Below are 19,567 nucleotides of genomic sequence, written 5' to 3' on the forward strand. Positions count from 1 at the left end.
CCCAGGCGGCGCTGATCGACAAAGTAGACGTGCGAAGGGTGCGTGATGAGGGTTCCAGGTGTGACCGCGTTGGTCGGCGGTGTGGCCGGTGGAGCGGTCCAGATGTTGCAAGCCGGCGCGCAGAGCGTGGCGAGCGCCGCCGAGGCCGTGCAGACGCTGACCGCCCCGGTGCTGGACACCGTGAGTCATTCGACGTTGCGTGTCCTCGGCACCGGCGGGTCGACGAACGGCCGTAAGGACAACGCGTCGGCGACCGTCCGCTGGCAGAGCGGACGACGGGTGCACCTCGATCTCGACCCGCTGCTGCCGTTCCCGCGCTGGCACGAGCACGCCGCCGTGGTCGAAGAACCGGTGCGCGCCGTCACCGGCGTCTCCCATGCCCACGTCGAAGGCTCGCTGGGCCGGCTGGTGGTCGAACTCGACCCCGACGCCGATGCCGACGTGGTGCTGGAGACCGTCCGCGACGTGGTGAACTCTGCGGCGTCCGGTCTGTTCGCCGCTGGGCGCGAACCGCAGATCCGGATCGCACCGTTCGCCGATCCCGGTAACCCGTTGGCGGTTCTGGTGCCGCTGACCGCCGCCGCCTTCGACGCGGTGGCGATCGGCGCCGCGGTCACCGGTTGGGTGATCAGACTGCCCGCCGCACCCAAGACCACCCGGGCCGCCGCCGCCCTGCTCAACAACCAGCCACGCATCATCGCCGTGCTCGAGTCGCGGCTGGGCCGGGTCGGCACCGACCTGGTGCTCAGCGCGTCGACCGCAGCGGCCAACGGGCTGACCCAGGCCGTCGGCACGCCGTTGCTGAATCTGGCCGAGCGCATCCTGCAGATCTCCGAAGCCGAGGCGCACCGCCGCCGCTGGCGCGACCGGGAACCGCAGCTGGCCTCCCCCGACCGGCCGCAAGCCCCGGTCGTACCCGTCATATCGTCCGCCGGCGTCGCCAAAGTGCAGGCGCCGCAGCACAACTGGTCCGCAGCCTCCGCAGGTGAAGCGTCGCATGTGATGGTCGACGGCTCGATCGACGCCGCCATCGACACCGCGAAGGGCTCGATGGCCGGACCGATCGAGGACTACGTCGACTCGGCCGCCAACGGGTCGCTGATCGCCGCGGCCAGCGCGCTGGTTGCCGGCGGCGGCCCCGAAGACGCCGCCGGCGCGGTGCTGGCCGGCATCCCCAAGGCCGCGCACATGGGCCGGCAGGCGTTCGCCGCGGTGCTGGGCCGCGGGCTGGCCGACGACGGCCAGATGATCCTGGACCCCGGCGCGTTGCGTCGGCTGGATCGGGTGAAGGTGGTCGTGATCGATGGCGCCGCGCTGCGGGGCGACCACCGCGCGGTCCTGCTTGCCCGCGGCGACGTCGCGGGCTGGGACGACGACCGCGTCTACGAAGTGGCCGACGCGCTGCTGCACTCCGAGGAACCGCCGGAGCCGGACGCCGACGAGTTGCCGGCCAACACCGCGCGGCTGCGCTGGCTGCGTCCCACCGGGCCGTCGGCCGCTCCCGCGCAGGGTCTCGAGCACGCCGACCTGGTCGTCGACGGGGAAACCGTCGGCCACGTCGAGGTCGGCTGGGAGGTCGACCCGTTCGCGGTGCCGCTGCTGCAGATCGCCAACCGGACCGGCGCCCGCGTCGTGCTGCGGCACGTGGCCGGCACCCAGGACCTGGCCGCCAGCGTCGCGGCCAGCCATCCGAGCGGCACCCCGCTACTCAAGCTGGTCCGCGACCTGCGGGCCGACCGCGGACCGGTGCTGCTGATCACCGCGCTGCACCGCGACTTCGCCTCGACCGACACTCTCGCGGCGCTGGCCATCGCCGACGTCGGTATCGCGCTCGACGACCCGAAAGCCGCCACCCCGTGGAGCGCCGACATCATCACCGGCACCGACCTCGCCGCCGCGGTGCGGATCCTCTCGGCGCTGCCGGCCGCGCGTCAGGCCAGCGAGTCGTCGGTCAACCTGGCCAAGGGCGGAACCACGCTGGCCGGCCTTCTGCTGGTGACCGGTAACCCGCAGGGGCCGACCAACCCGATGGCACTTCAGCGCTGGCTCAACCCGGTCAACGCCGCGGCCACCAGCGCGCTGATGTCCGGGGCCTTCGCGGCCACCAGAGTGCTGCGTCAACCCGATCCCACGCCCCAACCGCTGACCGCCTGGCACGCGCTCGACCCGGAGATCGTCTACGCCCGGTTGGCGGGCCGGGCCAGCCCGCTGGCCATCGAGCCCGGCTTGCCGGGCTGGCGGCGTGTCGTCTCCGACCTGTCCGACAGCCCGCTGGTGTCGCCGCTGCGCGGCCCGGCGCGTCAGGCGGGCAGGCTGCTGTCCGCGACACGCGCCGAACTCTCCGATCCGCTCACCCCGATCCTGGCCGTGGGTGCCGCCGCGTCGGCGATCCTGGGCAGCAACGTCGACGCGGTGCTGGTCGGCGGCGTGATGGCGGTCAACGCCCTGATCGGTGGATCGCAGCGGTTGCGTGCCGAGGCGGCCGCGGCCGAGCTCTTCGCCGAGCAGGACCAGTTCGCCCGCCGGGTGGTCGTGCCGACCGTGGCGACGGCTCGACGCCGGCTGGAAGCGGCGCGCAAAGCCGAGCGGCTGGTCACCGTGTCGGCCCGGGCGCTGCGTCCCGGTGACGTGATCGACTTGGTGGCGCCCGACGTGGTGCCCGCCGACGCCCGGCTGCTGGTGGCCGACGACCTCGAGGTCGACGAGTCGCTGTTGACCGGTGAATCGCTGCCGGTCGACAAGCAGGTCGATCCGGTCGCCGCGGCCGACCCCGACCGGGCCAGCATGCTGTTCGAGGGCAGCACGATCGTCGCGGGCCACGCCCGGGCCATCGTAGTGGCCACCGGTGTCGGCACCGCTGCGCACCGGGCCATCTCCGCAGTGATCGACGTCGAATCGTCGGCCGGTGTGCAGGCCCGGCTGCGGGAACTGACCGCCAAGGTGTTGCCGCTGACCCTGGCCGGCGGCGCCGCGGTGTCGGGGCTGGCGTTGCTGCGCCGGGCCTCGCTGCGGCAGGCCGTCTCCGATGGTGTCGCGATCGCCGTCGCGGCCGTTCCCGAAGGTCTGCCGCTGGTGGCGACGCTGTCCCAGCTGGCCGCCGCGCAACGGCTCTCGACCCGTGGGGTGCTGGTTCGCGCGCCCCGGACGATCGAGGCGCTGGGCCGGGTCGACACCGTCTGCTTCGACAAGACCGGCACCCTCACCGAAAACCGCTTGCGTCTTGTCCTTTCGGTACCGGCTGCCACCAGCCCGCAGGGCCCGTTCCCGGGAATCGCCGACCCGGAGGCCACCCGCGTGCTGCGCGCCGCGGCGCGCGCATCGTCGCAGCCGCATGAGGCGCAAGGCCACGCGCACGCCACCGACGAGGCGATCCTCAAGGCGTCCGAGTCCTACGCCGGCAGCAGCGACCAGGAGTGGACCTTGTTGGCCGAAGTGCCGTTCGAGTCGAGCCGCGGGTTCGCCGCCTCGATCGGCACCCTCGACCCGGACCCGGAGCAGCCCGTGCTGATGCTCAAGGGCGCCCCGGAAGTCGTTCTGCCGCGCTGCCGGTTCACCGACCGGCAAGCCGAGCTGGACCACGCCGAATCGCTGGTACACAACCTGGCCGAGCAGGGGCTGCGGGTGCTGGCGGTGGCCAAACGCACCTGGATCCGCGACACCGACGACGAGAACACCGACGCCGACGCCGTCGACGCCGCGGCGCACGATCTGGAACTCGTCGGCTACGTAGGCCTGGCCGACACCGCCCGCCCGTCGGCCCGCCCGCTGATCGAAGCCCTGGTCGACGCGGGCCGCGACGTCGTGCTGATCACCGGCGACCACCCGGTGACCGCCCGCGCGATCGCCCGCCAGCTCGGTCTGCCCGAGGATGCGCGGGTCATCACCGGTGGCGAACTCACCGGCCTCGACGAGGACGCGGCCGCCAAGCTCGTGGCCGACGTGCAGGTGTTCGCCCGGGTCAGCCCGGAGCAGAAGGTGCAGATCGTCGGTGCGCTGCAGCGCAGCGGACGGGTGACCGCGATGGTCGGCGACGGGGCCAACGACGCCGCCGCGATCCGGATGGCCGACGTCGGCATCGGGGTCAGCGGCCGCGGATCGTCGGCCGCCCGCGGGGCCGCGGACATCGTCTTGACCGACGACGACCTGGGCGTCCTGCTCGACACGCTGGTGGAGGGCCGCGGCATGTGGGCCGGGGTGCGCGACGCGGTGACAATCCTGGTCGGCGGGAATGTCGGTGAGGTGCTGTTCACCATCATCGGCACCGCGCTGGGCAGCGGCCGGGCACCGGTGGGCACCCGGCAGCTGCTGCTGGTGAACCTGCTGACCGACATGTTCCCGGCGCTCGCGGTGGCCGTCACCCCGCAGTTCGAGGAACCCGACGCCGACGAATACGACACCGAAGAAGAAGCCGCCGAGGCTCGTCTGGCGTATCAGCGTTCGGTCCTGACCGGGCCGACGCCGTCGCTGGACGCCGAGCTGATGCGTCAGATCATCACCCGGGGCGCCGTCACGGCGGCCGGGGCAACCGCGGCCTGGGCCGTCGGACGATGGACGCCCGGCACCGAAAGGCGGACCTCCACAATGGGATTGACGGCGCTGGTGACGACGCAGCTGGCGCAGACGCTGCTGACCCGCCGGCACAGCCCGCTCGTGGTCGCGACCGCGCTGGGCAGCTCCGCAGTCCTGGTGGCGATCGTCCAGACGCCGGGTGTCAGCCACTTCTTCGGCTGCACGCCGCTGGGGCCGGTCGCCTGGACCGCGGTCGTGGGCGCGACCGCGGGCGCCACCGGGCTGTCGGTGCTGGCGCCGAACTGGTTGGCCAAGACTGCGGGAATGGTCCAGCCCGAGCTGGCCGAGGCCATGGCTACCACCCAATCGGCGACGAATTAACGTTTTGGCCAGACAGCGGTGGGCACTCCCAGCAAGATCACTATGCACGCCCATCCTGCGACGTCGCTGAGCAGAAGGAACCGCCATGGCCGAGAAGAGTGCTAACCGAGCGAACAACCTGGCGCAGCTGTTCCTGCAGCGCGTGAAGACCTCCGGTGATCGCGAGGCGTTCCGCTTCCCGGAGAACGACGACTGGACGTCGGTCACCTGGGGTCAGGCCGCCGAGCGGGTAGAGGCACTGGCGGCCGGCCTGCTGTCGCTCGGCGTCGAGCCCGAGGACCGGATCGGCATCGCCTCGACCACCCGGCTGGAGTGGATCCTGGCCGACCTGGCGATCCTGTGCGCCGGCGGGGCGACGACGACCGTCTATCCCAGCACCAACGCCGAGGACACCGCCTACATCCTGGCCGACTCCGATTCCAAGATCGTGTTCGCCGAGGACGACACCCAGTTGCAGAAGCTCACCGAGCAGCGCAGCGAGTTGTCCAACCTGTCCAAGGTCGTGCTGATCGAGGGCACCTCCGACGACGACTGGGTGATCACCCTCGACGACCTCGCCGACCAGGGCGGGAAGTACCTGGCCGAGCACGCCGATTGCCTGAAGAAGGTCGCCGAGGAGATCAAACCCGATCAGCTGGCGACCCTGATCTACACCTCCGGGACTACCGGAAAGCCGAAAGGTGTTCGGCTGCACCACAAGTCGTGGGTATACACCGGTGACGTGATCTCCGGGATGGGGCTGCTCGACGAGACCGATCTGCAGCTGTTGTGGCTGCCACTGGCCCACGCCTTCGGCAAGGTGCTGATCGCCACCCAGCTGGCGTGCGGCTTCGCCAGCGCCATCGACGGCCGCGTCGAGAAGATCGTCGAAAACTGTGGCGTCGTGAAACCGACGTTCATGGGCGCCGCGCCGCGCATCTTCGAGAAGGCCTACAACAAGATCGTCACCCAGCAGAAGGGGCCCAAGAAGGTCTTGTTCGGCTGGGCGTTCGCGGTGGGCAAAGAGGTCGCTCGCCGTCGTCGTGAGGGCAAGTTCGTGTGGCCGCACCTCATCGCCCAGCAGAAGCTGTTCGACGGTCTGGTGTTCGCCAAGATCCGCGACGTGTTCGGCGGCCGGGTCCGCTTCTTCATCTCGGGTTCGGCGCCACTGAACCGTGACGTCGCCGAATTCTTCGAAGCGGCAGGCGTTTTGATCCTCGAGGGCTACGGGCTGACCGAGTCGTCCGGTGCCGGTTTCATCAACCGGCCGGACAACTACAAGCTGGGCACCGTCGGCCTTCCCTTCGAGGGCACCGAGGTCCGGATCAGCGACGCGGGCGAGGTCCAGTTCCGCAGCGACTGCGTGATGGCCGGCTACCACCACCTCGACGACGCCACCGCCGAGTCACTGAAGGACGGTTGGCTGTCCACCGGGGACCAGGGAAAGCTCGACGACGACGGCTTCCTGTCGATCACCGGGCGGATCAAGGAGCTGTTCAAGCTCTCCAACGGTAAGTACGTGGCGCCCCCGGCGATCGAGGCCAAGTTCGCAACGCTGTGCCCCTACGCCAGTCAGTTCATGGTGTTCGGCGAGGGCAAGAACTTCGCCGCGGCACTGGTCACGCTCGACGAGGATTCGATCAGCGGGTGGGCCAAAGACAATGGGCTGAGCGGTAAGTCGTACGAGGACCTCACGAAATCCGATGAGGTGCACGACATGATCTCCGAGCACGTCGAGAAGCTCAACGCCAGCCTGAACCGGTGGGAGACGATCAAGAAGTGGGCGGTGCTCGACCACGACCTCTCCGTCGACGGCGGCCAACTCACCCCGTCGCTGAAGGTGAAGCGCGGTGTGGTCGCCGAGCAGAACAAGGAGACCCTGGATGGCTTCTACTCCTGAGCCGGTCACTGAGCTTCCGGACGCGGCCAACGCGGCACCGCCGGGACATCTGCTCCGCACACTCGAGTGGCGCACCGGCCTGGAGTACTTGTCGGCCCGGCTGGCGATGCGGCGCATCGCGGGCTGGCAATCCGGTGACGGCCATCCCGTCCTGGTATTGCCGGGATTCCTGGCCGGACCGCTCTCGACTGACCTACTGCGTAACGTGTTGCGGCAGCTGAACTATCGCGTCTACGACTGGGGCCTGGGCACCAACATGGGCTACCGCGCCAGCATGAAGGAGTCGTTACCCGCACGCGTGCAGCACATCCGGGAACGCAACGACGGGAGGCGGGTCAGTCTCATCGGCTGGAGCGCCGGCGGCATCTACGCCCGCGAACTCGCCCGCGCGCTGCCGGACGACATCCGATCGGTGATCACCCTGGGTTCACCGTTTCGCGGCAACCACCAGGCGAGCACGGCGTGGCGGGTGTGGCGGCTGGTCAACCGCGGCTCCGATGCCACCGACTCGGTGTCCGAACGGGCACTCGAGCGGCGCGCGCAGCCGTTGTCGGTGCCGACGACATGCATCTACAGCAAGTCCGACGGCATCGTGGCCTGGCAGTGCTGCACCAGCGTGCCCGCCCCGCAGACCGAGAACATCGAGGTGCGCAGCAGTCATCTCGGATACGGACACAACGTGCAGGCGCTGTCGGTGATGGCCGACCGGCTCGCTCAGCCCGAAGGCGGCTGGCGGCCCTACCGCGGTTAGTTACCAGCCCGCCGCTTCGAGGTGCGGGTCGGCGTGACGACGGGACGCGCCGCCCTCGTTCATCGACGTCGGTCCGACGTGGCGTTCGAAGATGCGCCATCCGTTTTCGGTACGGCGCAGTCGGTCCGTCATCGCCGAGTAGATCCAGATCTCCGGTGCGTCCGGCGCGGCCGTGATCACCTGGCCGGAAACGATTCTCGGCAGCGACGCCTGCGCCGTGTGCCGAACGAGCAGGTTGTGGTAGCGAACGATCACCCCACCGTCGTCGGCATCGACGATCGGGTTGAGGGCTTGTCGGCTGACTCCGGACACCACGTGCGGGCTCTGGTCCTGAAAGAAGCGCCGGGTCTCGAGCTTTCCGTGGCTGACCCCGTGCGTGTGATAGGTGGTGCAGTCCGGCAGGAACGCCTCCACCATCGCGTCGATGTCCCACGCGTCGAACAGCCAGTTGACCCGGTTGATGAAGTCGATTGCGCTGACGCGGTCAGCGGGATCGACAGTGCTGTCGAGAACGACAGCGGGCAAGCTGGGCGTATACATCTCGATACCTTCCGGTCGGTCGGGAGACTCGGCACGAGTATCGAGACCAGGCGTTTTAACCTTTTGTTCACTTTTGATTCACTGAATGTCCAGATTGAGTTTACGCGATAGTCGGATTCTCGCCAGCTTTCGTCCTGCGAATTCCGGCTCGTGTCCGAGTGCCGACCCGGTGCGCCAGATGTCGGGGCGGCGAATGTCTCGGCTACACCCGGTGAACGTGGCACGAAAACCGTTCTCGGTGAGGCGGATTGGCGCGACGCCAATTGCCCGCGCAGGTGGCCTGCGACATGATCGGAGCCATGGCAGACATCGACTTCTCGCTGCTGGACGTGCCACGCCAGGACGAGGTCGGCGACCCGGACGCTTATCTGCGTGCCGCCGTCGCGTGGCATTTCGGCGAACAGACCGGCAGCGCGTTCTGGCTGCGGACGGCTCGCACCCTGGACTTCGACCCCCTCACCGACGTCACCACGTTCGCCGACCTTCGACGATTTCCCAACCTGCTCAGCGACTTACGCACCGAGTCCGTTGACGACCTCGTTCCGCGCGGCTATTTCTCAGTAGGTTCACCCCCGCCGGTGCCGCAGATCTTCGAATCCGGCGGCACTACCGGCGCACCGAAAAGGACCGTGCAGCTACCGGATTGGGTCGCTCAGGTAGTGCGGTGGCAGACCGAGGACTTCGCCGACGGCGGTTTCGTGCGGGGTCGCGGATTCCTCTGCATGATGCCGAGCGGACCGCATGGAGTGGGCTACTTCTCCCGGCTGGTGTCCGAACGACTCGGCTCGACGTTCCACGCGATCGACCTCGACCCCCGCTGGGTGAAGAAGCTGGTAGCCCGAAATGCCGCTGCGGAGATGGCAGCGTACGTCGACCATGTCGTCGAGCAAGCCGTCCACGTGCTGAACACCCAGCACATCGCGAACCTGCACACCACTCCCCCGCTGCTGGAGGCGATGGCGCGCGACGACGAACTGGTCAGCCTGCTCAACGAGAAGGTCCGCTTCATGCTGCTCAGCGGCGCGCACGTCGACCTCGACACCCTCGACCTACTCGGTGACATCTTCCCGGATACGGCCATCACCATGGCGTTCGGCAGCACGATGATCCTGTCGCAGGCGGTCACCAGACGCATCGACGGCGATGGCCCGTTCGTGTTCCATCCCCGCAGTCCTTACGCGACGTTCTGGGTGGTCGACCCGGACAGCGGCGAGCAGGTGCCGTACGGGCAGCGCGGACAGGTGATCATGAACCACGTCAGCAAGGGCATGTTCCTGCCCAACAACCTCGAGCGCGACAGCGCCATCCGACTGCCGGGTCCCGACGGGCAGGTGGGCGATTCGCTCAGCGAGGTGAGCCCGGTCGCCGCCTTCGAAGGCGAACCGGTCATCGAAGGGGTCTATTGAGATGGAAACCGACACAACGGATCTGCTGACGATCGACGCTCTCGGGCCGGACGGCGACTACCGCACCCGCTCCCGCGAGACCGTCACGACCACCAGCGGCGCCGCGGTCGCCGAACTCAGTCTTGTGCCGCCGCTGTACGTCTCTCGTGCGATCGGCGCACAGCGCGAGGTTCGGCCGCTGGCGGTCCACGAGCGGGAGGCCGCGCTGGCCAAGGCCGCCGACGAGTTCGCCGGTGGCGTGGTCGCGGGGCTGGACTTCGACGCCTACGTCGACCTGGCCAGTCGCATCTCCGGGGTTCCGGTCCCGGTCACCCGCGCCGGGGCGCGTGGCGTCGCTGACGGCGTCGCATCGGCATTCGCCGCCGTACAGCAGGCCCGGCCCTCGGGCGCGGCGCTCGACTGGCGTGACAAGCGCCGCGGCGGCGCGGTCTGGGCCCGTCGCGGCGATGTCTTCGCGGTGCTGGCCTCCGGAAACGGTCCCGGTGTCCATGCGCTGTGGCCACAGGCACTGGCGCTGGGCTACCGGGTCGCGGTCCGCCCGTCCCGCCGCGAGCCCCTGACAGCCCACCGGCTGGTGCACGCGTTGCGGCAGGCTGGATTTCGCCCGCACGACGCCGTCTACCTGCCTACCGACCATCGCGGAGCCGACGAGATCGTCCGGTCCGCCGACCTGAGCATGGTCTACGGCGGACAGGACGTCGTCGACAAATACGCCGGGGATGCAACGGTTTTCGTCAACGGGCCGGGTCGGGCGAAGCTGCTGATCACCGCCGAGCACGACTGGCATGACTATCTGGACGTCATCACCGACTCCATCGCCGACCTCGGCGGCGTCGCCTGCGTCAACACCACCGCCGTGCTCTACGAGGGCGACGCGGCACCGCTGGCCGCAGCGATCGCCGGGCGCCTGTCGGCTATCGACGACGATGCCCTACCCGTCCAGAAGCTCGACACCGCAACCGCTTTGGCGAGCCATCTGGCGGACGTAGCCGCCGGCGCCAACGCGCTGCTCGGGGCCGACCAGGTCGTCGCGCCGCTCGGCGACGGCTATGCGGCGCTACGCCCGGCAGTGCACCTGCTGGCCGCACCCGACGTCGCCAAGCTCAATGTCGAACTGCCTTTTCCGTGCGTCTGGGTGGCCCCCTGGACGCGGGCCGACGGACTGGCGCCGCTGCGGCATTCGCTGGTGATCAGTGCGATCACCACCGACGACGACCTCATCGACGATCTTCTCGCCGACCCGACCATCGCCAGTGTCTACGGTGGTCACCACCCGACCCACCACACAGCGCCCGAGATCCCGCACGACGGGTTCCTCGCGGACTTCCTGATGCGCAACAAGGGGATCATCCGCGAGTGAGGTCACGGTTTCGCGCGTCACTTCGTCGAGATCGACGCCTGCGAGAGAACGTGCGAGTGACCACCACGCTCACGTCGTTCTGGATGATGGCAATCATCGCCCGAGGGTCGGGGATCATCCGCGACTGAGGCTGCCCACCAGTCTATTTCCTGCGCTGACCGTAGCGCTGATAGAACTTCTCCACCCGGCCCTCGGTGTCGAGCGTGCGCTTGGTGCCGGTCCAGAACGGGTGCGAGTCACTCGACACTTCGACGACCACCAGGGGGTAGGTCTCGACACCGGTGGAGGTCTCCCACTCGATGGTCCGCGAACTGGTCATCGTCGAACGGGTGAGGAATTGCTTGCCGGTGTTCGCATCCTGGAACACCACCGGCCGATAGTCCGGATGGATGCCTGGTTTCATTCGGATTCTCCGTTACTGTTGCGGTGTGCCGTGAATTCGCCTGCCATATCGGGTGTTTCGTGGCATGGGTCTTGGTGCCAGTCGCCGAACGGGTCGTCGTAGCGAGACCACGAGTCCGGATCGGCCAGCTCGTCGTCGGTGAGCAGCGCGCCGTTGAGCGCGGCGGCGATCTCGGCCGGGTCGGCGCCGCAGGCCAGAATCGTCATGGAGGTGTGCCGGTCGCCGAACCGGTGTTCCCACATCAGGTCGGCGAAAGCCCGCCGCTCCGGGTCGACGTAGGCGACCTCGGATGACGTCATGGCCGCCAACCACTTTCCGGCCGACGCGACGCGCAGGCCGCCGCCGGCCGATTCGAGCCACATCACCTGGTCGCCCCGATTGGCCAACCACAGCCGGCCGCGCGACCGGACGACGCCGTCGAGCAGCGTGTCCACCGCGGCATGCAGTCGCTCGGGGTGGAACGGCCGGCGGGCACCGAACTCCAGAATCCTGATCGGGCCCTCGGCGGCCAGCGGGGGCAATCCGGCCAGCAGCGGTGCGTGCGGGTGATCGCTGCGGCCGCGCCGTGACTGCTCGTCGACGTGGGCTAGCGACATCTCGACGCGCTCGACGCCGACGGTGATCCGCGCACGGGGTGCCAGCCTGCGCAGGACGGCCAGCGTCGACGGGTCGGCGCGGTTGAGCACCAGGACGTCGGCGAATTCGGCCTGGCAGACGACGGCCTGGGCGACCGTGCGGCCGTCGGACAACTCGTCCTCACCCAGCGCCTGACCCAGCCACTCGATGGTGTCGACGCATGTGACCACTCCGGTGATCACCACGTCGCGGGCGGGCACGCCGTCGAGGTATCCCGGCCCGACCCGCACGCGGACGTGGTTGATCGCCCAGCAGATCGGTTCGGGCTCCAGCCACGGCGCCAGGTGAACGACGATCCGTTCGATGTCGGCCCGGCGGTGCAACTTTCGCAGCAGTACCAGCAGGTCGTTGCGAATCGTGCAGGCCAGGCAGCCGTGCGCGAGTTCCAGTGCCTCCTCGGCGATCACCAGGTCGCCGTCACGCAGCCTGACGACCGTCCGTCGCACCACGTGGCCGTCGAAGCGGTGCTCGACCACTACCGTCCCCGGTCGGCGCAGCAATGTGCCGGCGACCGCGTCGGTTCCGTCCTGGCCGGCGACGAGAACCACGGGTGTCCGCATCCCCACTCCTTCTTGAAAACAGTTTTCAATAAGCTCATCGACACGTTACAGTTCGGCGGTCAGCTTGTCGAAAACGATTTTCATTAAGGAGAGGCTCGTGTCCGCTCGCTGCCAGGTCACCGGACGCTCGGTGAGTTTCGGCAATACCGTCTCGCACTCGCACCGCCGTCGATGGTCGCCGAACATCCAGCACAAGACCTATTACCTGCCGTCGCAGAATCGCCGGATCACGTTGCGGGTCAGCGCCAAAGGCATCAAGGTCATCGATCGCGACGGGATCGAGGCCGTCGTCGCCCGTCTTCGCCGCGCCGGAGAGCGAATCTGATGGCGCGCAACGAGATTCGTCCGATCGTGAAGCTACGCTCCACCGCCGGCACCGGATACACCTACGTCACGCGCAAGAACCGTCGCAACGACCCGGACCGCCTCGTGCTGAAGAAGTACGACCCGGTGCTCCGACGCCACGTCGACTTCCGGGAGGAACGCTGAATGGCCAAGAAATCCAAGATCGTCAAGAACGACCGGCGGCGTGACATCGTCGCCCGGTACGCCGACCGACGAGCCGAATTGAAACGCCTCATCCGCGCGCCCACCAGCACGGTCGAGCAGCGCCTGGCGGCGCAACGCGAACTCGATCGCCAGCCGCGCGACGCCAGCCCGGTGCGGCTACGCAACCGCGACGCGGTCGACGGACGACCGCGCGGACATCTCCGCAAGTTCGGGCTCTCCCGAGTCCGGGTGCGCGAAATGGCGCATCAGGGACAGCTTCCCGGCATCCGGAAAGCGAGCTGGTGATGGCCGGCAGGTCCAAGCGCACCCGACGCTTCCCGGCGCAGGAGAACAAGCCGGCCAAGAAGAATCTGCTGAAAACCCTTGGCGTCGCAGAGGTCGATTACAAGGACACCGCCCGGCTGCGGTTGTTCATCTCCGAGCGCGGCAAGATCCGGTCGCGCCGGGTGACCGGTCTGACCGTGCAACAGCAGCGTCAGGTCGCGACGGCGATCAAGAACGCCCGTGAGATGGCGCTGCTGCCCTAGTCGTCGACCTCCGCGGTCATCCGTTCGTTGAAGGCGGGATAGATCTCGTCGAATGCGCCGTCCCGCTCGGCGAACCGGAATCCCTTGACGCGCTCGACGATGATCTCCTCGGCCTCGGGCTTGGTCTGCAGCAGCGTCATCGTCTCGGCGATGAAATCGTCGAGCGGCAGTCCGCGCGGGTCGAATCCGCGCTCTCCCTGCAGCGCGGTCTGCACTCGCGGCGGAATGATCTCGATGACCTGAACGTCGCTGTCGCGCAACTGGAATCGCAGTGACTGGGTGTACGAGTGCAGCCCGGCTTTGGCGGCGCAGTAGGACGGCGTCAGGGCACTGGGCATGAAAGCCAGCCCGGAGGTGACGTTGATGATCGTCGCGCGCGGCTTGCCGAGCAGTGCGTGCAGCACCGCCGCGGTGACCCGGATCGGGCCGAGCAGGTTGATGTTGATGGTCTGCTCGGCTCGCCCAGGTCCGCCGGTGACGAGATTCTCGACCCACTGAATGGCGGCGTTGTTGATCAGAACGTTGACGTCGGGGTGGTTGTCCTTGACTTCGATGGCGAATCGACGGATGTCGCCGGCGTCGCCCTGGTCCAGGGTGAGGTACTGAATGCCCGGGTTGGCCTCGGCGACCTCCTTCAGCACCTCGAGGCGGCGGCCCGCGATGACGACGTTATTGCCCAGCCGGTGAAAAGCCTCGGCCAGGCCCCGGCCGATCCCGGTGCCCCCTCCGGTGACCAGAACGGTGTTACCCGTCAACTGCATGCGTTGTTTCCTCTCGTTGCTTTCTGCTACCTGCATACTCGCGGCAGCTGGGCCGCGATGCGACTACCGCGTAGAAGACAGCCGAAACGTGTCGTTTCGGTGCTCTAGCCTGTAAGCGTGGCGCAGTTTCCACGGACTCGCTACGCGAGTTGCGGCGAGGCCGACATCGCCTACCAGACCTTGGGCGATGGGCCGACCGACGTGCTGGTGTTGCCGGGTCCGTCCATCCCGATCGACACCATCGACGCCGATCCGTCCATGTACCGCTTCCACCGGCGATTGGCATCGTTCAGCCGGGTGATCCGGCTCGACCAGCGCGGCGTGGGCATGTCCTCGCGGGTGTCGCAGGACGTGATCGGGCCGGAGTTCTGGGCCAAAGATGCCATCTCGGTGATGGACGCGATCGGCTGCGAGCGGGCGACGATTCTCGCCCCCGGCTTCGGCTCGATGACGGGACTCGTGCTCGCAGCCGACTATCCGGAACGGGTCAGCAACTTGATCATCATCAACGGCGCCGCCCGCACGCTGCGCGCCGACGACTACCCGATGGGATTCGAGATCGTCGACGAAGATCCATACACCACGGTGGCGATGGAGCCGGATGCCGTGGACCAGGGATTCGACATGCTCGGCTTCATCGCGCCGAGCATGGTCGACAACGACGCGTTCCGCTCGTGGTGGGACATGGCGGGCAACCGGGCGGCCTCGCCCAGCATGGCCCGCGCCATCGTTCTGAAGGCCCGGCATTCCGATGTCCGCGACACCCTCGCGCGGATCACGGCGCCGACACTGGTGCTGCATCGGCGGGACTCGGATTTCTGCCCGGTCGACAACGGCCGATATATCGCCGAGCACATTCCCGGAGCGCACTTTTTCGGGCTGCCCGGAGCGGACGCGCTGTACTGGGTCGGCGATACCGCGCCGATGCTCGATGAGATCGAGGAGTTCGTCACCGGTGTCCGCGACGGGTTCGGCGCCGAGCGGGTGCTGACCACGATCATGTTCACCGACATCGTCGGCTCGACCGAACGGGCCGCGTCCCTCGGCGACGGTCGGTGGCGGAACCTGCTGGACAACCACGACACGATGGTGCGGCACGAACTCGAGCGGTTCAGCGGTTTCGAAGTCAACACCGCCGGTGACGGCTTCGTCGCGTCCTTCCCCAGCCCCAGCGCCGCGATCGCCTGCGCGGACTCCCTGATCAACGCGATCCGGTTGCTGGGCATCGAGATTCGGGTCGGTATCCACGCCGGCGAGGTCGAGGTGCGCGGCGACGACGTCGCCGGGATGGCGGTGCATATCGGCGCGCGCGTCGCGGCGCTGGCCGGACCGAGTGAAGTGCTGGTGTCCTCGACGGTCCGCGACATCGTCACCGGCTCCCGGCACCGGTTCGCCGATCGCGGCGAGCACACCCTCAAAGGCGTCCCCGGACAGTGGCGGCTGTGCGCGCTGGAGCGTGCCCACGTAAGCGTCACACGCTGACGGGAAAACCCTTGCCACGCAACCAGTTGTGGACCGGGACTATGTGGGATACGACGCCGATCCCCATCCCCATGATCGGCCAGACCGGCCAGAAGTACCAGGCGCCCGCGGTGACTCCGACAGCCAGCCAGATGCCGATCATCAGCAGTGACGCCGCCAGGTACGCGGCGAGGTGGATTCGCACGCCGCGGCGTGCGGCCGCGGCCTTGTCGGCGCGCCGCTGCGGGTCGTTGCGCGCGATGCGACTGACCGGAAGGTCGCCGAGGACCTCGGTCAGCGCGCCGGCGGTTTCCGCCTGGAAAGCCCGGTCGAGCCGGGCCTCGTAGTCCGGCATCGACAGGTATCCCTGCGCGAACGCCTGACCGAGTCGCGCGACGACCTTCTCTCGCTGGTGATCTCCGACGCGGACGCTCGGATCGGTGTGGGACCGACGGTACGGCCGTCCCGACGCGACGATGACCGGGCAATTCATCATCATGGCTTCTCCTCGGTCGTACATCGTGACCCTCCCCAATTCCTCGTGTTTGACACTGTCAAAATCCTCCCGCCAGCATCGCAGAGCTGTTTGACACTGTCAATACGAATGGGTGAGAATCCTGCTCATGGCCCCGGACGCCCGCCCCGACGTACGCGAAGCGCTGCTGGCCGCCGCACGCGCAGAACTCGTCGACCACGGCCGGGCCGCGATCAGCCTGCGGGCCGTCGCCCGTCGAGCGGGCCTGTCGCACGCCTCGCCGAAATACCACTTCGGCGACCGATCCGGTCTGCTGACCGCGATCGCCGCAGAGGGATTTCATGCCCTCGCCGTGCGGCTGTCCACCGTGCACGAGCCCGACGCCCAGCGACAACTCGCGACGCTCGGACGCGCCTACATCGACTTCGGCCTGGCCCACCGCGCCCTCTTCGAATTGATGTTCACGCCAGGCGAATTGCACGGCGACGATCCGGAACTCGCCGCGGCGCAACAGGAGGCCATCGGCTCACTCACCGCCGCGGTGAGCGAGCTGGCGGGAATCGATCCACCGGAACCAGAGACTCCGCCGACACTGGCCCTGATCAGCTGGGCCCTGGTGCACGGCCTCGTGGTACTGACCCGCGACGGCGCCCTCCAGGCCGCGGCCGAACCGTCGGGCAATGACCCGGCCGAGTTCGCCGGTGCCCTCGCCGACTTGTTCGCCCGATACGTCGGTGGCGACCTCACGCGCGCACCCACCACCGGGCCGCCGGGAACCCGGGCGCGGTGAGCCGACGCGGCTTCACAGCCGGGTCACAACTGTCGTCGTTACCCTCGACGCCATGCCACCGCGGCTGAATCTGTTCACTGATCGCGAGCGCGCCAACTCATTTGGGGGCGCCGCACAGAACTACGACACCCACCGTCCGCGTTACCCCGACCGGTTGATCGACGACGTGCTGGCGCCCGGTGCGCGCCGGGTACTCGAAGGCGGAGCCGGCACCGGGATCGCCTCGATGCAGTTCATCGAACGGGGCGCCGACCTGCTGGCCGTCGAGCCCGATGCACGGATGGCGGCCGTCGCGCGGGCCAAGGGCATTCCGGTCGAGCTCGCGACGTTCGAAGACTGGGACCCGGCGGGCCGCCGCTTCGACCGGGTGGTGTTCGCGGCATCGTTCCACTGGGTGGACCCCGCCGCGGCGCTGCCGAAGATCCGCGACGTCCTCGACGACGGCGGGAAGCTCGCGCTGATCTGGAACCGGCTGCGTCCCGTCAGTCCGACGCGAGCCGAGTTCGACGAGATCTACGCCGACTACCTGGAAGTCGAAACCCGAAGTGGCGACGGCAGTCCCGGTGAGGTCGCCGACATGATCGCCGCGGCGGGGTTCACCGTGACACAGCACGAGTATCCGCACGATCTGCACTATTCCGCGCAGCAGTGGGTGGACATCGCGTTCACGTTCTCCCATCAGCTGCTGGTCGCCGCCGACAAGGCAGCGGAACTGCGGGCGCGATTGATCGCACGAATCGGGCCGGCCGGGGTGAAGGTCGGCGGCGACGCGGTGGGTATCTTCGCCACACCGGCCTAGCTGGTCAGACGGGAGACGTTGTGCCGGTTTCTTTTTCGCCGAACTCGAATACCTGGCCCGCGACCTCGTAGTCGGCGGCCAGCGCTGACCGGCCGATGAGTACCGGGCCACCCTTGAGCCCGAGTCGCCCGTCGACACCGACGTAGCTGCCCGGCGGTATCGGCTCGCTGATGCAGTACAACGTCGGCGCCGCGCCTTCTTCGATGTCGTTGCCGAACCTGTCCGCCAAGGCGGCGACCACCTGGTGGAAGCCCGCCATCAGTCGCTTGTCCGACACGTTCGACAGGTTGGACGACACCCAGCCGGGGTGGGTGAGCTGGGCGACCACCGGTGACTTCGCGGCCCGCAGCCGTCGATCGAGTTCGAGGCTCCACAACATCACCGCCAGCTTGGAGCGCGCGTACGCGGGGTAGGCCGCCCACTTGTGCGAACGCAGGTGCATGTCGTCGAGTCGTAGCGTCGCGGCCTTGTGGGCGTCGGACCCGACGTTGATGATCTGGGCCCGCACCCGGTTCAGCAGCAGGTTGGTCAGCGCGAATGGGCCCAGATAATTTGTGCCGATGGTCATTTCGAAGCCGTCGACGGTCTCGGTGCGATGCTGGCTCAGGCCCCCGGCATTGTTGATCAAGATGTCGACGTCGCCGGTGAACTGATCGGGGAATGCCCGGACCGAGGCGAGATCGGCCAGGTCGAGCTTGGCCACCTCGGTGGAGCCGCCGATCTCAGCGGCGCGTTGAGCGCCCAACTCCGTGTTGCGGACGGCCAGGATCACGTGCGCGCCCGCGCGCGTCAGCAGCCGGGCGGTGCCGAGGCCCACCCCGTTGGTCGCTCCGGTCACGATGATGCGCTTGCCGGACAAGTTGCCGAGTCGGCTCGGAGACCACGATGTCGTCACCGCTCGACAGTAGCCCTGCCACCTCGGCCGGTGGAAGCGATCGGCGCCCGGGCGTAGGCTGCCCACGGGGGTGCGGGGCCACGCGTTGCTCTTATCGACGCGTAAACGCCTGTACAACTGAACATTTCGCCAAAGCGACGCCCGCGCGCCGTCGACGCGGGTGACATGAGAAGGAGTGGCGCACGATGACGGAATCGACAACGACGTTGCCGCCTGCGTTGCACAGGGCCCTGGACCTACTCGCCGAACCGCCGGTGGAACCGGACGCCGGTCACGGCTACTCGACCTGCTCGGCAACGCCGACGCGGATGTCGCCAAGAACGACGGCGCAATCCAGGCGGCCTGGGCATCACCGATCGGGTCGTTCTTGTACGACAAAGCCCGGGGACTGACCCGACGATTCATCGCCGCCATGCAGCTTCCGATCGATTGGCTGCACATCCCGGACGGCGGTGTCTCGCTCGACGTCGGCTCCGGGCCCGGGAACATCACCACCTCACTGGCTCACGCGGCCGGGCCCGAGGGACTCGCGCTGGGTATCGACATCTCCGAACCGATGCTGGACCGTGCGGTGCGCGCCGCGGCGAGTCCACAGGTCGGCTTCCTGCGGGCAGACGCGCAGAAGCTGCCGTTCCGCGACGCGACCTTCGACGCGGCGATCTCGCTCGCGGTGTTGCAGTTGATCCCCGACCCCGCAGCGGCGGTGGCCGAGATCGGCCGCGTCCTGAAACCCGGTAGCCGCCTGGCGGTCATGGTCCCCACCCTGCGTCCCCCGGTCGACCTGTGGCGGGCGTTGCCGACCGGTGGTGCGCACCTCTTCGACGAGGACGAGGTCGGCGACATCTTTGAAAACCACGGGTTCTCCAGCGTGCGGGTCAAGACCGTCGGCACCTTCCAATGGGTGCGCGGCACGCGGAACTGACC

Annotated in this window: 18 protein-coding genes and 1 pseudogene; 13 read left to right on the forward strand and 6 right to left on the reverse strand. The window is 68.3% G+C overall.

What is annotated here, in order from left to right:
- The first annotated feature begins 45 nt into the window (after nucleotides 1–45).
- The 3 genes from ACZYW1_RS10695 (at nucleotide 46) to ACZYW1_RS10705 (ending at nucleotide 7,520) form a co-directional block, all read left to right on the forward strand.
- Nucleotides 46–4,890 (forward strand): HAD-IC family P-type ATPase, encoded by a 4,845-nt coding sequence (locus ACZYW1_RS10695; protein ID WP_463785592.1) that lies wholly within the window; start codon nucleotides 46–48, stop codon nucleotides 4,888–4,890.
- An 85-nt stretch (nucleotides 4,891–4,975) separates the two neighbouring features.
- Nucleotides 4,976–6,769 (forward strand): AMP-dependent synthetase/ligase, encoded by a 1,794-nt coding sequence (locus tag ACZYW1_RS10700; protein ID WP_463785594.1) that lies wholly within the window; start codon nucleotides 4,976–4,978, stop codon nucleotides 6,767–6,769.
- Nucleotides 6,753–7,520: an esterase/lipase family protein gene (locus ACZYW1_RS10705; RefSeq protein ID WP_463785595.1), complete on the forward strand. Its 768-nt coding sequence runs from the start codon at nucleotides 6,753–6,755 to the stop codon at nucleotides 7,518–7,520. The genes ACZYW1_RS10700 and ACZYW1_RS10705 overlap by 17 nt, the downstream gene beginning before the upstream one ends.
- On the opposite strand, the gene ACZYW1_RS10710 is transcribed toward ACZYW1_RS10705, so the two are convergent.
- Nucleotides 7,521–8,060: a nuclear transport factor 2 family protein gene (locus ACZYW1_RS10710; protein ID WP_463785596.1), complete on the reverse strand. Its 540-nt coding sequence runs from the start codon at nucleotides 8,058–8,060 to the stop codon at nucleotides 7,521–7,523.
- Between the two features lie 299 nt (nucleotides 8,061–8,359).
- Between ACZYW1_RS10710 and ACZYW1_RS10715 the strand changes: the two genes are divergently transcribed.
- Nucleotides 8,360–9,466, forward strand: a complete 1,107-nt coding sequence (locus ACZYW1_RS10715) for a phenazine antibiotic biosynthesis protein (protein WP_463785598.1) — start codon at nucleotides 8,360–8,362, stop codon at nucleotides 9,464–9,466.
- 22 nt (nucleotides 9,467–9,488) lie between these two features.
- Entirely contained in the window at nucleotides 9,489–10,826 is a 1,338-nt protein-coding gene (locus tag ACZYW1_RS10720; RefSeq protein WP_463787788.1) for an aldehyde dehydrogenase family protein, read from the forward strand.
- Nucleotides 10,827–10,968: 142 nt separating this feature from the next.
- Here ACZYW1_RS10720 and ACZYW1_RS10725 read toward each other — a convergent pair whose 3' ends face one another.
- Together ACZYW1_RS10725 and mrf are read right to left on the reverse strand one after the other, a co-directional pair.
- Nucleotides 10,969–11,229 (reverse strand): type B 50S ribosomal protein L31, encoded by a 261-nt coding sequence (locus tag ACZYW1_RS10725; RefSeq protein ID WP_463785600.1) that lies wholly within the window; start codon nucleotides 11,227–11,229, stop codon nucleotides 10,969–10,971.
- The gene (gene mrf / locus ACZYW1_RS10730) at nucleotides 11,226–12,425 is read right to left on the reverse strand and encodes a ribosome hibernation factor-recruiting GTPase MRF (RefSeq protein ID WP_463785601.1); all 1,200 of its coding nucleotides are present in this window, start codon (nucleotides 12,423–12,425) and stop codon (nucleotides 11,226–11,228) included. Before mrf ends, ACZYW1_RS10725 begins: the two co-directional genes overlap by 4 nt.
- Before the next feature lie 97 nt (nucleotides 12,426–12,522).
- Here mrf and rpmB point away from each other — a divergent pair, with 97 nt between their 5' ends.
- From rpmB to rpsR, 4 genes are read left to right on the forward strand one after another with little or no spacing between them, the layout of a single operon-like run.
- On the forward strand, nucleotides 12,523–12,750 hold the full coding sequence (gene rpmB, locus ACZYW1_RS10735; protein WP_463785603.1) for a 50S ribosomal protein L28: 228 nt from the start codon (nucleotides 12,523–12,525) through the stop codon (nucleotides 12,748–12,750).
- Nucleotides 12,750–12,914 carry a 50S ribosomal protein L33 gene (rpmG, locus tag ACZYW1_RS10740; RefSeq protein ID WP_463785604.1) on the forward strand — a complete coding sequence of 55 codons (165 nt, stop codon included), beginning with the start codon at nucleotides 12,750–12,752 and terminating at the stop codon, nucleotides 12,912–12,914. Before rpmB ends, rpmG begins: the two co-directional genes overlap by 1 nt.
- Nucleotides 12,915–13,220, forward strand: coding sequence for a 30S ribosomal protein S14 (gene rpsN / locus ACZYW1_RS10745; RefSeq protein WP_463785605.1), 306 nt, complete (start codon nucleotides 12,915–12,917; stop codon nucleotides 13,218–13,220).
- Nucleotides 13,220–13,462 (forward strand): 30S ribosomal protein S18, encoded by a 243-nt coding sequence (gene rpsR, locus ACZYW1_RS10750; RefSeq protein ID WP_463785606.1) that lies wholly within the window; start codon nucleotides 13,220–13,222, stop codon nucleotides 13,460–13,462. Before rpsN ends, rpsR begins: the two co-directional genes overlap by 1 nt.
- On the opposite strand, the gene ACZYW1_RS10755 is transcribed toward rpsR, so the two are convergent.
- On the reverse strand, nucleotides 13,459–14,223 hold the full coding sequence (locus tag ACZYW1_RS10755) for an SDR family oxidoreductase (RefSeq protein ID WP_463785608.1): 765 nt from the start codon (nucleotides 14,221–14,223) through the stop codon (nucleotides 13,459–13,461). The genes rpsR and ACZYW1_RS10755 overlap by 4 nt on opposite strands.
- 117 nt (nucleotides 14,224–14,340) lie before the next feature.
- Between ACZYW1_RS10755 and ACZYW1_RS10760 the strand changes: the two genes are divergently transcribed.
- Entirely contained in the window at nucleotides 14,341–15,705 is a 1,365-nt protein-coding gene (locus tag ACZYW1_RS10760; RefSeq protein WP_463785610.1) for an adenylate/guanylate cyclase domain-containing protein, read from the forward strand.
- On the opposite strand, the gene ACZYW1_RS10765 is transcribed toward ACZYW1_RS10760, so the two are convergent.
- Complete coding sequence (locus tag ACZYW1_RS10765; RefSeq protein WP_463785612.1) at nucleotides 15,695–16,204, reverse strand: DUF1707 SHOCT-like domain-containing protein; 510 nt, start codon at nucleotides 16,202–16,204, stop codon at nucleotides 15,695–15,697. The two genes, ACZYW1_RS10760 and ACZYW1_RS10765, sit on opposite strands and share 11 nt — an antisense overlap.
- 103 nt (nucleotides 16,205–16,307) lie before the next feature.
- On the opposite strand from ACZYW1_RS10765, the gene ACZYW1_RS10770 reads away from it, so the two are divergent.
- On the forward strand, nucleotides 16,308–16,949 hold the full coding sequence (locus ACZYW1_RS10770; protein WP_463785614.1) for a TetR/AcrR family transcriptional regulator: 642 nt from the start codon (nucleotides 16,308–16,310) through the stop codon (nucleotides 16,947–16,949).
- A gap of 52 nt (nucleotides 16,950–17,001) precedes the next feature.
- On the forward strand, nucleotides 17,002–17,748 hold the full coding sequence (locus ACZYW1_RS10775; RefSeq protein WP_463785616.1) for a class I SAM-dependent DNA methyltransferase: 747 nt from the start codon (nucleotides 17,002–17,004) through the stop codon (nucleotides 17,746–17,748).
- 4 nt (nucleotides 17,749–17,752) lie between these two features.
- Here the strand turns inward: ACZYW1_RS10775 and ACZYW1_RS10780 are convergent, their stop codons facing one another.
- Nucleotides 17,753–18,643, reverse strand: a complete 891-nt coding sequence (locus ACZYW1_RS10780; protein WP_463785617.1) for an SDR family NAD(P)-dependent oxidoreductase — start codon at nucleotides 18,641–18,643, stop codon at nucleotides 17,753–17,755.
- A gap of 185 nt (nucleotides 18,644–18,828) precedes the next feature.
- Here ACZYW1_RS10780 and ACZYW1_RS10785 point away from each other — a divergent pair.
- Nucleotides 18,829–19,565: pseudogene (locus tag ACZYW1_RS10785) on the forward strand (methyltransferase domain-containing protein).
- Nucleotides 19,566–19,567 lie beyond the last annotated feature (2 nt).

Source organism: Mycobacterium sp. IDUB_36 (assembly GCF_055419225.1).

Coding starts and splice junctions, on each gene's coding strand:
- ACZYW1_RS10695 (WP_463785592.1), top strand. CDS start 46: ATGAGGGTTCCAGGTGTGACCGCGTTGGTCGGCGGTGTGGCCGGTGGA.
- ACZYW1_RS10700 (WP_463785594.1), top strand. CDS start 4,976: ATGGCCGAGAAGAGTGCTAACCGAGCGAACAACCTGGCGCAGCTGTTC.
- ACZYW1_RS10705 (WP_463785595.1), top strand. CDS start 6,753: ATGGCTTCTACTCCTGAGCCGGTCACTGAGCTTCCGGACGCGGCCAAC.
- ACZYW1_RS10710 (WP_463785596.1), bottom strand. CDS start 8,060: ATGTATACGCCCAGCTTGCCCGCTGTCGTTCTCGACAGCACTGTCGAT.
- ACZYW1_RS10715 (WP_463785598.1), top strand. CDS start 8,360: ATGGCAGACATCGACTTCTCGCTGCTGGACGTGCCACGCCAGGACGAG.
- ACZYW1_RS10725 (WP_463785600.1), bottom strand. CDS start 11,229: ATGAAACCAGGCATCCATCCGGACTATCGGCCGGTGGTGTTCCAGGAT.
- mrf (WP_463785601.1), bottom strand. CDS start 12,425: ATGCGGACACCCGTGGTTCTCGTCGCCGGCCAGGACGGAACCGACGCG.
- rpmG (WP_463785604.1), top strand. CDS start 12,750: ATGGCGCGCAACGAGATTCGTCCGATCGTGAAGCTACGCTCCACCGCC.
- rpsN (WP_463785605.1), top strand. CDS start 12,915: ATGGCCAAGAAATCCAAGATCGTCAAGAACGACCGGCGGCGTGACATC.
- rpsR (WP_463785606.1), top strand. CDS start 13,220: ATGGCCGGCAGGTCCAAGCGCACCCGACGCTTCCCGGCGCAGGAGAAC.
- ACZYW1_RS10755 (WP_463785608.1), bottom strand. CDS start 14,223: ATGCAGTTGACGGGTAACACCGTTCTGGTCACCGGAGGGGGCACCGGG.
- ACZYW1_RS10765 (WP_463785612.1), bottom strand. CDS start 16,204: ATGTACGACCGAGGAGAAGCCATGATGATGAATTGCCCGGTCATCGTC.
- ACZYW1_RS10770 (WP_463785614.1), top strand. CDS start 16,308: ATGGCCCCGGACGCCCGCCCCGACGTACGCGAAGCGCTGCTGGCCGCC.
- ACZYW1_RS10775 (WP_463785616.1), top strand. CDS start 17,002: ATGCCACCGCGGCTGAATCTGTTCACTGATCGCGAGCGCGCCAACTCA.